The sequence below is a fragment of the Paraburkholderia acidiphila genome, assembly GCF_009789655.1.
In the GTDB taxonomy this organism is placed as follows: Bacteria; Pseudomonadota; Gammaproteobacteria; order Burkholderiales; family Burkholderiaceae; genus Paraburkholderia; species Paraburkholderia acidiphila.
The window spans coordinates 673,874-689,149 of sequence record NZ_CP046910.1 but is presented as its reverse complement, the minus strand read 5'-3'; the positions used below and the strand labels follow the sequence as shown (position 1 = coordinate 689,149).

The window sequence follows — 15,276 nt, the reverse complement described above, 5'->3', positions numbered from 1 at the left end:
GAAAACAAGGAAAGCCCAAAGCGCCAGAAACTCCCCCCAAACACCAACCCAAAACCTCAGAACGACGTCCCAATCTGAAACTGAAACTTCTGATACTGGTCACCCGCGTGCTTGACGATAGGAAAGCCCAAATCGAGCTTGAGCGGCCCGATCGGCGAGATCCATTCCAGGCCCGCGCCATAGCTGTACCGCAGACCATTCGCGCCGGTGCTGCTACCCTCCGTGCCCCACACGTTACCGCCGTCCACAAACGTGAACACGCGCAGCGTACGGTCATACCCCGTGCCGGGCAACGGAAACGTCAACTCGATATTGCCGACCACCATCTTCGAGCCGCCGATCGGATCGTTCGTCGTCGCGTCGCGCGGGCCGAGCGAGCCCGACTCGTAGCCGCGCACCGACCCGATACCGCCCGCATAGTAGTTCTTGAAAATCGGATACGGCTTGCCGCCCAGGCCGTTGCCGTAACCGCCCTGGAAGTTCAGCCCCAGCACGAAGCCGCGCGCGAATGAGTAGTAGTACTGCATTTGCGCATCGCCCTTGTAGTACTGCGTGCCCGCTGGCGTGCCGTATTCGGCGTTCGCCTGCGCGTAGTAGCCGCGGCTCGGCACCAGCGCGCTGTCGCGGTTGTCGCGCGACCAGCCCACGGTGAGCGGCACCGTGTTCGAAACGCGCCCGAAATCGTTCACGTAGTCTTTGTAGGTCTGTGGCGTGCTGGCATCGACGTCGAGACGGTCCTGCTCGATGCCGAGGCCGAAATACACCATGTCGGTCTCGGAGAACGGAATGCCGAACTTCATATCCGCACCATACGAAATGATGCGAAAGCTCGTGTCGTTCGTACTCGAGTAGTAAAGCGGCTCGGTCGTGCGGTAGTAGACATCGGTAATGCGCTTGATGCCGTCCACCGTGAAATACGGATCGACCTGCGTGACCGAAAGCGTGCGATACGTCGTGGCCGTATTCACGTTCAGCGAAAGGCTGTTGCCGGAGCCGAACACGTTGTCCTGCGAAATGCCCGCCGAGATGATCGGCCCTTCGCCCGAGCCGTAGCCCAGGCCCAGCGAAAGCGTGCCGGTCGGCTTCTCGGTCACTTTCACATCCACGTCCACTTCGTCCTGCGTGCCTTCCACCGGCACCGTGGTCACGTCCACGTCGGTAAAGTAGCCAAGGCGGTTGATGCGGTCCTTCGAAAGCGCGAGGCGGTTCGAGTCGAACCACGAGCTTTCGAGCTGGCGCATTTCGCGGCGCACGACTTCGTCGCGCGTGCGTGTATTGCCGGTCACGTTCACGCGGCGCACATACACGCGGCGGCTCGGGTCCACCTGCAACGTGAGCGCGACCGTGTGGTCCTTCTGGTCGATCTCGGGCAGCGCATTCACCGTGGCGAATGCATAGCCGTATTCGCCAAGCTTGTCGACGATCGCCTTCGTGGTGTCCTTGAGCTTTTGCGCCGAAAATCGCTGGCCCGGCTTCACGCCGACCAGCTTGCGCAATTCCGCCTCACGGTCGAGCAGATTGCCGGCCATCTTGACGCTCGAAATCGTATAAGGCTCGCCCTCGTGAATCCCGATCGTCAGGTACATGTCCTTCTTGTCGGGCGACAGCGAGACCTGCGTCGAGTCGATGTTGAACTCCAGATAGCCGCGGTCCAGATAGTACGAGCGCACGTTGTCGAGGTCGCCCGTGAGCTTTTCCTTCGAATACAGGTCGTTCTTCGTGTACCAGGAGAACCAGTTCGGCGTGGACAGCTGCATTTCATCGAGCAGCGTGCCGTCGCTGAACGTCTTGTTGCCGATGAAGTTGATCTGGCGGATCTTCGCGCTCGGCCCTTCGACCACGGAGAACAGCAGCCCCACGCGATTGCGGTCGATCGGCGTGACCGTGGTCGTGACCTCTGCCGCGTAATAGCCGCGCGTGAGGTACTGGCGCTTGAGCTCCTGCTCCGCCTTGTCGACGAGCGCCTTGTCGTAGCTCTGGCCCGCCGACAGTCCGACCGACTTGAGCGCCTTCGTCAAGTTATCCTTATCGAATTCCTTGATGCCGGCGAAATCGATCGTGCCGATGGCGGGACGCTCCTGCACCTGCACAATCACCGTAGTGCCCTGCGTGGAAATGCGCACGTCGCTGAAGAGGCTCGTTGCGTAGAGCGCGCGAATCGCGTCGGAGGCCTTGTCATCCGTGAAGGTCTCGCCCTGCTTGATCGGCAGATAGGCGAATACGGTGCCCGGCTCGATGCGCGTGAGCCCGTCGATACGGATGTCCTGGACCACGAAGGGCTCGGTGGCGTGCGCCGCAGCAGTCACGCCGATGCCGAAGCCGGCGAGAGTCAGTGCGCGTGCATAGCGCGCCGTGGTAGTTGATGCCGTCATGCGGGAGGTCGATTGTGAAGCAACGAAAGAGCCGTGAAAGTGCCGAATGCTCCAGTGCCGGCGCGAGAAGCGCGCAGCTGGCATCCACGGATGCAGGGTGTAAAACGGATGCGGCAAACTACGCCGGCGCGCCGCGCCTATTGCATGCTCGCGCGGCCAGGCAGGCGCATCTTCGCAAGCCCCGTTGCGAGCGAAAGCACTTCGGTCATGTGCACGGCTTGCGCGGGATGCAGACGGAACGACAATTCGGCGCCTCCGGGCAAGCGGAAGCTCACGACGAGATGCTGCACGTCGCCCGACTCGCGCCCAACTTCCCACGCCTCGCAAGGCATGGTGAATTTCACGCTCGCGGTTTTGTGGCGGATGCGCTCGGAGCGGCCAATCGCATTGGAAAGCGCGGCGAGCAGTTCATGCATCACCGAACAATGCAGCGCGACGCTGTCCGGCTGATTGCCGTTCACCATCAGGTACTGGCCGTCCGCAGTCAGCTCGAAATCGCGCAGGGAATGAATGGCAAGAGCCGGGGACGAGGGCATGAGCGACGCTCCGTTTCGAAAGCATCGGCGGAGTCTAGTGCGTTGGGCGCGGTCCGCGCGTTACCTCGTCATTACAGGGATTACTTTCATCAATATTGCATGCAGGCGCGTTGAGTTCGTTTCGCACGCACCCATTTCTGCGCGAGACCAATACCCTGCGCGCATGCAGCGGCTTTCAATTTGCCCTCGACCGCACGAGGCCACGACTATCTTGAAAAATTTTTGGTAACCGTAGCGATTACGTTCGCTTTCGATAGGCAAACAGGCGTTTTAACGCACGCCGCGTGGCTGGCATCGCGGCGAACGCCCGCTGTCACTTATCAAAAAAATCTTGAAACACCGCGAAGCGCGCATGCACCGCGAGCGCCTGTAAGGGAAAGCAAGACAGCAGATCGGCGAATGCATTGACTCGCTCGATACGCGAGAGAAGCATTGCGGCCGCTTCGTTACGCACGCTGCCGTGACGGTCGAGAAATTGGCCCCAAAGCGAAAGCGCGCGCAGGCGGCCCACGGGCTGCGCGCTCGCGACGTAGGCCGCGGGAAAGAGCCGCCGGTAGGCGGGCACGTTGTAGAGCCAGGAAGTGCCATGAACGAGCATGTCGCTCGAGGCGTAACCGCATTCGTGCAACTGTTCGATTAATGCCCGCAACTCGCCGTTGCGCGCGGCGCGTTGCCTGGAATCGAGCGCCGACATGCCGTTATCCGTTTGAGCGTTGAAGTGCAGGCGCGCTCCGCCATGCGGTTCATGCGCGTAAGAGAAGCAGCCAACCGTCGCGACAACCGCAGGCGCCGCCTGATGCGTCGGGCAGCGCTGCAAATAACGCCACGTCCACTCGCACTGCGCTTCAACGTTTGCGTGCTCATCGAGGCCATGCAAGTACGCTGCCCAGAGGGGATGCGTGCGATCGAAGGCGCGCCCGGCGCCAAAACGCACATAGAGGTTCGTGCAGTCGAGCATGGCCGCCGCGAGCGGCATGCCTGCGCGGCGCGCCGCCGTGTGCGCGAAGCGCACCTGGAGGTCGTAAAACGCGCGTTTGGGGCTCACCGGGCCTTATCTCCGTCGTCCACGATACAATGCGGCTGCGTCCGATCCGTCCCTCGCTGCCCCTATCCGACATGCAGAATTCTACCCGGGCCTTCCTGCTGGGCCCGTTGCTCAAAGGCGTTTCCCGTTCGTTCTACCTCACGATGCGCGTGCTGCCCGCCGGCATGCGCGACCCCGTGGGCGAAGCCTATCTGCTCGCGCGCGCCGCCGACACCATTGCCGACACCGCGCTGATCCCGCCCGAGCGGCGGCTCGCCCTGCTGCTCGCGCTGCGCGAGCGCGTGAACGGCGCGACGAACGATGACACCCTGCTCGCCGATCTCGCAGGCGAAGTGGCGGGCCAGCAAACGCAATCGGACGAGAAGCTGCTGCTCGAATCGCTGGGCGGCGCGCTCGAGGTGCTCACGCAGCTCGACGACGCCGATCGCCGTGCCGTGCGCGAGATCGTCACGACGCTCACCGAAGGCATGGAATTCGATCTGCGCACGTTCCCCGACGAGCGCTCGGGCCAGGTGGCCGCGCTGAATACGTGGGACGAGCTCGACCGCTATACGTATCTCGTGGCGGGCTGCGTGGGCGAGTTCTGGACGAAGATGACGTACATGCACTTGCCGGGCACCCTCGCGCCCTCGCTCGAACAAACGATGTACGCGCGCGGCATCCGCTTCGGCAAGGCCTTGCAGATGGTGAACGTGCTGCGCGATTGCGGCAAGGATCTGCGCATTGGCCGCTGCTATCTGCCGGCTTCGATGCTGGCCCAGGCCGGGCTCAGCGCGCAGGACTTGCTGAAGCCTGGCGCGTCCGCGCACGCGCGGCCGATCATGCTCGAACTCGTGCGCATCGCGCTCGACCACTTCCGCGCGGCCATCGACTATACGTTCGCGCTGCCGCGCCTTTCGGTGCGCCTGCGGCTCGCATGCCTGTGGCCCATTCTCATCGGCCTCGAAACGCTCGAGCGCCTCGTCGACAACGACGACTGGCTCGATCCCGCGAAGACCTCGAAGGTCACGCGCAACGACGTCTATCGCATTCTCGCCTGCTCCACCGCGCTCGCGCCTTCGAATGCGTTGCTCGGCGTCTGGTTCAAGCGGCTCGTTGCGCGTGTCGAGGCGCGTATCAAGCGCTGAAAATAAGGGCGAAAAAAAGGCGCGCTTCGCAGCGCGCCTTGTGCGGCTCGCAAGTCTTTAACTCAACCTTTCTCGCCGCGATACAACTTGATGATCGCCGAGAAGTCGAGCTTGCCGTCGCCGTGGCTGCTCATGGCCTGATAGAGCTGTTGCGCGAGCGCCCCCATGTACGCGGGCTGATGCACGCCTTTTGCGGCGTCGGTGGCGAGACCCAGGTCCTTGAGCATGAGGTCCGTGCCGAACCCGCCCGTGTAGCCGCGCGACGAAGGCGCCGTCTCGATCACGCCAGGATACGGGTTGTACGTGTCCGAACTCCAGCAGCGGCCCGTGGACGTGTTCATGATGCCGCCCAGCACTTTCGGGTCGATGCCGAGCGCCTCGCCGAGCGCCATCGCTTCGGCCACGCCAGCCATCGTGACGCCGAGCACGAGGTTGTTGCAGATCTTCGCCACCTGCCCCGTGCCCGTCTCGCCGCAATGGACAATGTTCTTGCCCATGCCAGAGAGCACCGGCTTCACGCTCTCATAGTGTTCGGCACTACCGCCCACCATGAAGGTGAGCGTGCCCGCGGCCGCGCCGCCCGTGCCGCCCGAAACTGGCGCGTCGACAAACGCGTTGCCCTGCGCGGCAGCGAGTTTCGCGAACTCCTTGACGCTCGCCGGATCGATCGTGCTCGAATCGATGATCGTCACGCCCTTTGCGATGCCCGCCAGCACGCCGTCTTCCGCCGTGAGCACGCTGCGCACGTGCGCCGCCGCGGGCAGCATCGTGATGACGCACTCCGCACCGCTCGCAGCCGCCTTCGCCGATGCAGCCTTCTGCGCACCGGCCTCGGCGAGCGTTTGCATCGCGCTCGCGCTCAGGTCGAACACCGCCACCGTATGCCCCGCCTTGAGCAGGTTGAGCGCCATTGGCGCGCCCATGTGGCCCAGCCCGACGAATCCGATTTTCATGAGCCTGTCTCCGTTATTGTTCAGTACTCCGTGTTGATGTCGGGCGACGTATCAGCGCAGGCTGATCGTCGTGTTCACGCCGTCGCTCACGGTCGCGTCGTCGAACCAGCGCGCGGTGACCGTCTTGGTCTGCGTGTAGAACTGCACGACCTGCTTGCCATACGGACCGAGGTCGCCGAGTTTCGATCCGCGCGAGCCCGTGAAGCTGAAATACGGCACCGGCACCGGAATCGGAATGTTGATGCCCACCTGGCCAATGTCGATCTCACTCTGAAACTTGCGTGCCGCAGCGCCGCTTTGCGTGAACAGGCCCACGCCATTGCCGAACGGATTCGCGTTGACGATGGCGATCGCTTCGTCGAGCGTCTTCGCCGTGAGCACCACGAGCACAGGCCCGAAAATCTCGTTCGTGTAGATGTCCATGTCGGTCTTCACGTCCGTGAACACCGTGGGCCCAACGAAGTTGCCGCTTTCGTAGCCCGGCACCTTCACGTCGCGGCCATCGAGTGCGAGCGTCGCGCCCTGCTTCACGCCCGAATCGATCAGGCCGAGAATGCGCGTTTTCGCGGTGCGCGACACGACGGGGCCGACGTCGGTCTTCGGCTCATGGCCCGCATTGACCTTGAGCGTCTTCGCCTTTTCGACAAGCTCGTCCACCCATTGCTGCGCCGCGCCCACGAATACGGCCACGGAGGTCGCCATGCAACGCTGGCCCGCTGCGCCGAACGCCGCGCCGACCAGCGCATTGAGCGCCTGCTCGCGATTCGCATCGGGCAGCACGACGGCGTGATTTTTCGCGCCCATCATCGACTGCACGCGCTTGCCGTGTTCGCTGCCCAGACGATAGACGTGCGTACCCACGGCCGTCGAGCCGACGAACGAAATGGCCTTCACGAGTTCGTGCGTGCAGATCGCATCGACGACTTCCTTGCCGCCGTGCACGACGTTGAGCACGCCCTTCGGAATGCCCGCTTCGATCGCGAGTTCGACGAGCTGCATCGTCGAAAGCGGATCCTGCTCCGAAGGCTTGAGCACGAACGTATTGCCGCAAACGATCGCCATCGGGAACATCCACAGCGGGATCATCGCGGGAAAGTTGAACGGCGTGATGCCGGCGCACACGCCCAGTGGCTGCTGCAACGTGTAGGTGTCCACGCCGCCCGCCACGTTCTCGGCGAAACCGCCTTGCTGCAGCGTGCCGATCGAGCAGGCATGCTCGACCACTTCGAGGCCGCGGAAAATATCGCCCTCGGCGTCGGGCAGCGTCTTGCCCTGCTCGGCGGTGAGCGTCTGCGCAATGCGCGGCATATTCTCGCGAATCAAAGCCTGTAGCTTGAGCATGATGCGCAAGCGCGTGCCGATCGGCGTGGTCTTCCACGTGGCGAACGCGGCGTGCGCGGCCTTCACAGCCTGGTCCACTTCCTCGACAGTCGCGAACGGCACGCGCGCCAGCACTTCCTGCGTGGCCGGATTGACGATGTCGCGCCATTCCTTTGTTTTCGATTCGACGAACTCGCCGTCGATGAGCAGCTTGACGGTCGAAACATGCGCGTTGGATGCCTGGGTCACTGCGTTCATCGTGAACTCTCCCTGATGGATTCGAACGGGCCGGCCATGGCCGGATGTAGCGGAATATGCGGCGTACGCGCCGTCCTCAATCGCAGCATGCGCGCGACAACCTGGCGCGAACACATGCAGTCGAGTCGGGCGTGCGGGGAATGGAGCCGGGCGAAGTGAAGGAGAGGCCTGCTGAACACGGGCCCGCCTGCGGCGAGCGCGTGGGGAACGACTGCATTTGCATCGTCTGTCTCCATCCTTGTTGTCGTGCGACCGTGTCAGTTTCAGTCGCCTTCTGCACCGAGTATAGTTATTCGAATATCCACGGCATAGAGACGAAAAAGCCCATCCGATATGCAAAAAAACACAACGAGCGGCATGGAGACATTGAACTGGGACGATCTGCGCTACTTCCTGGAAGTCGCGCGCACGCAGCGCGCGAGCGGCGCCGCGAAGCGTCTGGGCGTCGACCACACGACGGTCGCGCGCCGGGTTCGGGAGCTGGAGGCGGCGCTCGGCACCGTCCTGTTCGACAAATCGCGCTCGGGTGGCTTCGTGCTGACGGCCGAAGGGCAGCGCCTGCTGGCCTACGCGGATGCTGTGGAAACCACCGTGCAATCGGCCAGCGAGCAGTTCGCGATTGGCGCGCAGTCGCTTTCGGGCCACGTTCGCGTGGGCTCGACCGAGGGTTTCGGCTGCTTCTTTCTTGCGCCGCAACTCGCGCGCTTCACGGGCCAGCATCCCGACATGTCGATCGACCTGTTGCCGGTGCCGCATTTCGTGAGCCTTTCAAAGCGCGAGGCCGATCTGGCGATCATGCTTGAGCGCCCCGAACGCGGGCAGTATGTCTACACGAAACTGTGCGACTACCGGTTGCGCCTGTACGGCACGCCCGCCTATCTCGAGCGCTACCCGCGCATTCGCACGGCCTCCGACCTGCGCAATCACGCCTTCATCAGCTATGTCGCCGATCTGGCGTTCAGCCATGAGTTGCTGTATCTCGAACGAACAGCGCCTAGCGTAACCGCCAACCTGTGCAGCACGAGCGTGATCGCGCAATATCATGCTGCGCTGCAGGGCAGCGCGCTCGCCATCCTGCCTTGCTTCATGGCCGAGCCTGACCCGCGCCTCGTGCCGATCCTGCCCGACGAAGTCGTGGTGACGCGGCGCTTCTGGCTATGCAGCCGCGAGGATCTGCGCAAGCTGCGGCGCATCACGTCGCTCTGGGATTATTTGCGCGCGGCCGCCGACGCCAATCGCCCTCTGCTCATGGGCGAATCGCCGGAAATGCATTACGTTGAGGCGTGAGCACCGCTCACGCTACTGTCTCGACAAGCAACAAAAAGCCGCACATGCAGTCCACGAACGGGACTGCATGTGCGGCCTTCAGGAAGAATCTGGATTCACCCGCTCCGGCGTCGCCGTCCGCGCCTCCACGCGCGATCGGCACACGCCGGCTAGCCGATGCTCAGGTCCCAACCGGGCGGATCGTCAGCGCGTTACGCACCGACGTCACACCCTCCACGCCCTTGGCGACATCGCCGGCGCGCTGGATCTGCGACTGCTCGGGTACGGTGCCTTGCAGGATGACGGCGCCGTCTTTCGCACGCACGGTGATGTTGGAGACGCTGATGTTACGGTCACGCGCGAGGGCCGAACGAACCTTGCGGCCGAGCGCACGGTTCGCTGCGCGTGCTTGACGCAGCGCTGCCTTCGATTGATTGACGTTGTGCTGGGCAGAGGCCGTCGGACCGCTGGCCGGGGCTTCTGCTGCGGCAGGAGCCGAAGCGTCCTGTGCATAGACCTGGAACGAGGCCGCCACGAGTGCCGTGGCTGCGGCCAGCTTGAACATCTGAATAGCCTTCATGCAGTTTCTCCTGTTGTCAGTCTTATTGCAGGCCCTGGAACGGGCCGTTAACTACACCGTTGACTACAAAACATTCACGCGCCAGATGGCGATGGGAAGTAACAATACCGCAACTATTTCATTCTTGACACGTAGCACGCCCAATCTGTGATTCCACGCCACACTTCCTGTTGCTTTCCACAGACGAATACGTTGCTTGTCCAAATAGTGAAGCCGCGACTCAACCATCCAATTGCAATCGCTTCACCTGCCCACTTTACGGTCCGTTCACCGCCGCTTCATTGCCGCTTTAAACGCCGGTGCAATGCCTTCAGCCATGATCCGCTTTGGTGCATGCGATATGAATAAGAACACTAATCGCTTTTCCCAGAGCGGGATTGAGCCGCTTTAATCAAACAGCAACGCGCATCACACAAGCAGCGTTGACATTACGGACAGCGGTTAACCCGAATACCCATTGCGCAATACGAGAGGCGCTGCATCAATTGGCCAATTGCGCCTTTATCCATCGGTAGAACTGCTGAATCGCCGCCTCGCGTGGATGCCCTTCGCGCCACGTGAAGTAATAGTCGAGTGAGGCCGGAATACGGACCTGCCCCAGCTGCACCAGTTCGCCGCGTTCGATGAAACCGCGCGCGAGCTGCAGGCGTGCCGTGGCCGCCCCTTGCCCGGCCACCGTGGCCTGCAGCAGCAGGCCCGCGTCGTCGAATACCGGTCCGCGCTCAGGTTCGTCGCCGGCCACGCCCGCCGCTTCGAAGAAGTCGCGCCACGAGCGGCGCGAAAAACGCAGGAGCGGCATGCTCGCGAGATCTTCGATACGAAAGCCGGGATGGCGCGCGAGCAAGGCCGGGCTGCATACCGCAACCACCTGGTCGTCCAGCAGCTTGCGGATCTGGAAGCCGGGTTCGTCCACGCGCCGATGCCAGATGCCGATGTCGAAGGGATAGGGGTCGGGCGGCGTGACGTCGGCATGCATGCGCAGCGAAAGGTCGACCATGGGATGGCGGTCGTAGAAGTCGCCCAGGCGCGGAATCAGCCAGACGGAGGCGAAGTCGGACATCACGCTCAGTTCGAGCCGCGTGACGCCGCTCACGCCGGGGCGCGTGGCGTCGAGCGCGTCGCGCAGGTCGTCGAGACTGCGGCGCACGCGCTCGGCAAGCTGCGCGCCCGCAGCCGTCGGGATCATGCGGCTGCCCGCACGGCGGAACAGCTCGACGCCCAGTTCGGTTTCCAGCGCGCGCAGATGATGGCTTACGGCGCTGTGCGTCAAATGCAATTCTTCCGCGGCACGGCTGAAACTGCGCCGCCGCGCAGCGGCTTCAAGGGCGCGCAGCGCCTGCAAAGGGGGGAGAGATCGGGCCATGACGTCAAATTCTACTCACAATGCCGTCTGAAATCTCTCGCTGGCCTCGCGCACGTCAATCGCCAATAATCGACAGCCAGGCATTCAATCCGCTTTCGTCCCAACATGACCTCACTCAGACTGCGCGTATTCGCCGTATTCGCGCTCGGCTATTTCATTTCGTACCTGTTTCGCGGCGTCAATCTCGGCTTCGCGCCGTTTCTTTCGCGTGAAATGGGCTTCACGGCGACCGATCTCGGTACGCTCACGAGCCTCTATTTCCTCGGCTTCGCCGGCGCGCAGATCCCCGGCGGCGTGCTGCTCGACCATTACGGCCCGCGCCGCGTCACCGCGTGCGTCATGCTCGTGGCCGCAGCAGGCGCGCTGATCTTCGGCGTCTCGCACAACATGGCCGCGATGATGGTCGGCCGGCTGCTGATCGGCGTGGGCGTGTCGGTGTGCCTTGGCGGCGCGTTCAAGGCCACGGCGCAACACTTTCCCGTCGCGCAGCTCACCCTCGTGAACGGCCTCGTGATGGCCGTGGGGGGACTTGGCGGCGTAGCCGTGGGCGCCCCGCTCTCGTGGCTCCTCTCGATCGCGCCGTGGCGCGCGGTGAGCCTTGGGCTCGCGGCGCTCACCGTACTCGTGGCCGCCATCATCTGGATGGGCGGGCCGCGTACGCGCGACACCCACCATCAGGCAAGCGTGCTCGAACAGTTCAAGGGCACCGCGCACATCCTGCGCAGCCATGCGTTCTGGAAGACGGCGACGTTCTCGTCGCTGACCCAGGCTGTGTTCTACGCCATGCAGTCGCTGTGGGTCGGCGCGTTCCTGCGCGACGTCGTGCCGGCCGGCACCGCCGATGCCGGCGCGCGCGCGGCCTCGCTCGTTTCCGTGCTGGGCGGCGCGTTCATTGTCGGCAATATCGGCTTTGGCGCGCTCGCACGCAGCTTCGAGCGGCGCGGCGTGAGCGTACAGCTCTTCTCCGGCGTCACGATGCTCGTTTTCGTACTCGTGCAAGCGTTGCTCGCAGCGCGTGTGCCGCTGCCTGCCTCCTTGCTTTGGGCCGCGTACGGCGCGTTCGGCGGCACCGGCATCCTCACCTACGCCGTGCTCGCCGAATATTTTCCGCCGCGCCTGATTGGCCGCGTGAACACCACTTTCACGCTCGTCATTTTCATCGGCATCTTCTTTCTGCAGATTGCGATTGGCGCCGCGCTCGCGCACTGGCCAGCACTCGACGGCCACTACCCAGCGGTCGCGCATCAGACCGTGTGGACGGTCCTCGTCGTCCTGCAAGTGCTCTGCGCCGTGTGGTACTTCATGCCGTCGCGGCGCGCCGCCGCGACGCGACACGCAGTCGAAACGCAATAAGGCGCGCTTTTTTGCGAAGCCGCATCACACCCGGTGCGGCTATGCGTTTCTGCTCACATCGATAGCACGATTTCTTCCTTCGGCACGGACGGCGCACCACTATGATGAAGACGCCCTGCCGTTCGCATTTCCCATCACACGCAGCGCTTCTGCCGAGAAATGCAAATCTCGATTCATTGGTTGTCCTGATCGGCACGCACGGAAAAGAATGACCCAACGGCAACGACGGCGACGCAAGCTCGCCAGTCTGCGCACCCCGTTTCGTCACCCGGATCCGACCTGCCCATGCGTTCATATCGTGTTCTGCAGTACCTGCTTTGCGCAGCGCTCTCGTTCGTCTCCCTGCATGCAGCCGCCGAAAAGCCCACCGTGATCCGTATCGGCGTCGCGCAGCAAGGCGCGGGCGATCCGCCTACCTTCGGCGGCTCGACCGCGGCCACAGTGCAGGGCCAGCAGTTGCTCGAAAAGGAATTCGCCGCCGACGGCATCAAGGTCGAGTGGCTCTTCTTCAAGGGCGCGGGCCCGGCGGTGAACGAGGCCATTGCCAACAATGCACTCGACTTCGCGTATCAAGGCGACTTGCCCTCGGTCCTCGCACGCGCCAATGGTCTCAAGACCCGCATCCTGCTCGAATCGGGCGTGCGTTCCGGCGTGAAGGTGGGGGTGCCTGCCGACTCGGACATCAAATCGATCAAGGACCTCAAGGACCGGCGGGTCGCCATTTTTCGCGGCACGAACCTGCAGCTCGTGGCCGACAACGCACTGGCCGAAAACCAGCTCGACGAACACGCGCTGCGCGTGATCAACCTGGACACGGCAAGCTCGCTCGCGGCGCTCGCATCGAAAGGCATCGACGCTTCGGTGAATGACTATCACCTTTACCGGCTGCGCGACCAGGGTCTTGCCCGCATCGTCTACGAATCGCAGCACGACGGGCCGCAGTTGACGCGCCAGGCGCATCTGCTCGTGCTCGACAGCTTCGAGAAGGCGCACCCCGATATCGTGCAGCGCGTAGTCAACGTCTTCGTGCAAGCGGCGCAATGGTCGTCCGACGAGGCCAACCGCGACGCGCTCTTCAAGCTGTGGGCGAAGAGCGGCGTGAGCTACGCGTCCTGGCAAGCCGAATTCGGCGAGCAACCCCTGAAGTATCGCAATTCGCCTCTCATCGACCCGTTCATCGTGGCGCGTTACAAGGCCGTTGCGCAGGACGCCCTGCGCCTGAAGCTGATTCGCCAGCCCGTGGACGTCGATTCGTGGTTCGAGCCGCGCTATCTCGACAACGCACTGCGCACGCAAAAGCTCGAACACTACTGGACCCGCTACGACGCCGCCGGCAAGCCGCTTGGCTGAGCGCGCGAGAGGAACCGCATCATGACGGAAACCGCGATCACGATTGCCAGGGACACGCCGCGTGCAGCACCCACTAGCGACGCGGCATCAACCCACACACGCTGGCGCGCCGCACTACGGGCGTTCGCATGGCATCTCGCGCCCTGGTTGCTGCCCGGACTGCTCTTCCTGCTATGGAACGTGGGCTGCGCGCATGGCTGGATCGCGCCGCAAATCCTGCCCGCGCCGCAGCGCGTTTATGAAACGTTCGTCGACCTCGCCCAGAGCGGCGAGCTTGCGCGCAATACGCTGATCAGTCTGCAACGCGTCCTGCTGGGCTTTGCGGGCGGGACCGTGCTCGGCTTGCTGATCGGCGGCGCGCTCGGGCTCTCGCGCACGCTCGAAGCCTGGGTGCTGCCGAGCTTCAACGCCCTCGTGCAGATCCCCGTGCTCGGCTGGCTGCCTTTCTTGCTGTTGCTTGTCGGCGTGGGCGAACCGCTCAAGTATCTGCTCATCGCTCATGCGGCGCTCGTGCCGGTCACGCTTAGCACCATGCAGGGCTTTCGGCAGACACCCGCTGCGCTGGACGAAGTCGCGCGCGTATTCGCCTACACACGCTGGCAACGCATCGTGAGGCTCGTGCTGCCCGCGGCGATTCCCACGCTCGCAACCGGCGTGCGCCTCGCCTTCACGAAGGCGTGGCTCGCGCTCGTCGTGGTCGAACTCGTGGCGTCGTCAGAAGGGCTCGGTTATCTGATCGTGTATGGCCGCCAACTCTTTCAACTCGATCTCGTGATGGCTTCCGTGGTTGTGGTGGGCGCGGTCGGCCTCGTCATCAACTGGCTGCTCGATGCGCTCGAGCGGCGTTTGCGGCGCGGCACGCCATCGGCGTTTCGCGCTTGATGGCAGCCACGCATCCCAGAGGAAAGTTCGCCATGAAATTCTCATTCGCACGAGAAACCGCGCGCCCCGATTGCGCCTGCGAGGCAACCGCGAAAGCCAAACCACGGCGAAGTGTCGATCTACGGGGTGCGGCCCTGCCCCTCGTCGCTATTGCGCTGTGGTGGGCCTTGAGCGCCTCGCATCTCGTGAAGAGCGGCCTGCTCGTGAGTCCCGCCGATGTAATTCGCACCGCTCACGAACAAATCGGGAGCGGTGCGTTGGCCCGCGCGCTTTCGGCATCGCTCGCACGCGAAGCCTGCGGCTTCGCCATCGGCGCAACGGCGGGACTCCTGCTGGGCGGCTCGCTGGGCCTCTCGCGCATCGCCGCGCGTATCGTTGGGCCGAGCTTCGACACGTTCAAGCAGATCTCGCTGTTCGCGTGGATTCCGCTCATTTCCGTGTGGTTCGGGCTCGGCGACGCCGCGAAGGTCGTCTTTCTGTCGCTCGCGGCGTTGCTCCCGGTTGCCGCCCACACCTGCGACGGCATTCACGCCGTCCCGCGCAAATACGTCGAACTCGCGCAGGCGTTGCGCTATTCGCGGCTGCAGCTAATCCGCTACGTCCTGTTGCCGGCCGCGCTCCCTTCGATTTTCACGGGCCTCTATCTCGCGCTCATCTATTCGTGGCTCGCCACGCTCGGCGCGGAGTATCTGCTCGTCGCGGGCAGCGGCATCGGCAATCTGCTGATCGACGGCAGCGAGCAATTCCGCATGGACCTCGTGCTGTTCGGTATCGTCGTCGTGGGCGCGATTGGCTGGGCGCTCAATGCGCTCGCACGCCGTGTGGAGCGAACGGTGCTGGCACGGTTGCACATCGCAGCCAAATGATTCGC

Annotated in this window: 13 protein-coding genes; 6 read left to right on the top strand and 7 right to left on the bottom strand. The window is 63.6% G+C overall.

Translation table 11 applies throughout. The annotated features are described in order from the left end of the window. Positions 1–56: 56 nt before the first annotated feature. From bamA to FAZ97_RS17710, 3 genes are all read right to left on the bottom strand, one after another. Complete coding sequence (bamA, locus tag FAZ97_RS17720) at positions 57–2,372, bottom strand: outer membrane protein assembly factor BamA (RefSeq protein WP_158759756.1); 2,316 nt, start codon at positions 2,370–2,372, stop codon at positions 57–59. A gap of 137 nt (positions 2,373–2,509) precedes the next feature. Then, positions 2,510–2,908: a hypothetical protein gene (locus tag FAZ97_RS17715; RefSeq protein ID WP_158759755.1), complete on the bottom strand. Its 399-nt coding sequence runs from the start codon at positions 2,906–2,908 to the stop codon at positions 2,510–2,512. Between the two features lie 313 nt (positions 2,909–3,221). Then, positions 3,222–3,953 (bottom strand): hypothetical protein, encoded by a 732-nt coding sequence (locus FAZ97_RS17710; protein WP_158759754.1) that lies wholly within the window; start codon positions 3,951–3,953, stop codon positions 3,222–3,224. A 71-nt stretch (positions 3,954–4,024) separates the two neighbouring features. Here FAZ97_RS17710 and FAZ97_RS17705 point away from each other — a divergent pair, with 71 nt between their 5' ends. Beyond that, positions 4,025–5,080, top strand: a complete 1,056-nt coding sequence (locus FAZ97_RS17705; protein WP_158759753.1) for a phytoene/squalene synthase family protein — start codon at positions 4,025–4,027, stop codon at positions 5,078–5,080. Between the two features lie 62 nt (positions 5,081–5,142). Here the strand turns inward: FAZ97_RS17705 and mmsB are convergent, their stop codons facing one another. Further along, on the bottom strand, positions 5,143–6,033 hold the full coding sequence (mmsB, locus tag FAZ97_RS17700; RefSeq protein WP_158759752.1) for a 3-hydroxyisobutyrate dehydrogenase: 891 nt from the start codon (positions 6,031–6,033) through the stop codon (positions 5,143–5,145). A gap of 51 nt (positions 6,034–6,084) precedes the next feature. Continuing rightward, positions 6,085–7,611, bottom strand: a complete 1,527-nt coding sequence (locus FAZ97_RS17695) for a CoA-acylating methylmalonate-semialdehyde dehydrogenase (RefSeq protein ID WP_158759751.1) — start codon at positions 7,609–7,611, stop codon at positions 6,085–6,087. Between the two features lie 333 nt (positions 7,612–7,944). On the opposite strand from FAZ97_RS17695, the gene FAZ97_RS17690 reads away from it, so the two are divergent. Continuing rightward, complete coding sequence (locus FAZ97_RS17690) at positions 7,945–8,898, top strand: LysR family transcriptional regulator (RefSeq protein ID WP_158759750.1); 954 nt, start codon at positions 7,945–7,947, stop codon at positions 8,896–8,898. Between the two features lie 160 nt (positions 8,899–9,058). On the opposite strand, the gene FAZ97_RS17685 is transcribed toward FAZ97_RS17690, so the two are convergent. After that, positions 9,059–9,457, bottom strand: a complete 399-nt coding sequence (locus FAZ97_RS17685; protein WP_158759749.1) for a BON domain-containing protein — start codon at positions 9,455–9,457, stop codon at positions 9,059–9,061. Positions 9,458–9,938: 481 nt separating this feature from the next. Beyond that, on the bottom strand, positions 9,939–10,820 hold the full coding sequence (locus tag FAZ97_RS17680; RefSeq protein WP_158759748.1) for a LysR substrate-binding domain-containing protein: 882 nt from the start codon (positions 10,818–10,820) through the stop codon (positions 9,939–9,941). Between the two features lie 105 nt (positions 10,821–10,925). On the opposite strand from FAZ97_RS17680, the gene FAZ97_RS17675 reads away from it, so the two are divergent. The 4 genes from FAZ97_RS17675 to FAZ97_RS17660 all read left to right on the top strand — a co-directional run bounded on the left by FAZ97_RS17675 (position 10,926) and on the right by FAZ97_RS17660 (position 15,271). Next, a complete protein-coding gene (locus FAZ97_RS17675; RefSeq protein WP_158759747.1) occupies positions 10,926–12,173 on the top strand; it encodes an MFS transporter in 1,248 nt (415 codons plus the stop codon). Between the two features lie 285 nt (positions 12,174–12,458). Beyond that, positions 12,459–13,523, top strand: coding sequence for an ABC transporter substrate-binding protein (locus FAZ97_RS17670; protein WP_158759746.1), 1,065 nt, complete (start codon positions 12,459–12,461; stop codon positions 13,521–13,523). 21 nt (positions 13,524–13,544) lie between these two features. Continuing rightward, a complete protein-coding gene (locus FAZ97_RS17665) occupies positions 13,545–14,405 on the top strand; it encodes an ABC transporter permease (protein WP_158759745.1) in 861 nt (286 codons plus the stop codon). Positions 14,406–14,437: 32 nt separating this feature from the next. Next, a complete protein-coding gene (locus FAZ97_RS17660; protein ID WP_158759744.1) occupies positions 14,438–15,271 on the top strand; it encodes an ABC transporter permease in 834 nt (277 codons plus the stop codon). The last annotated feature ends 5 nt before the right edge of the window (positions 15,272–15,276 follow it).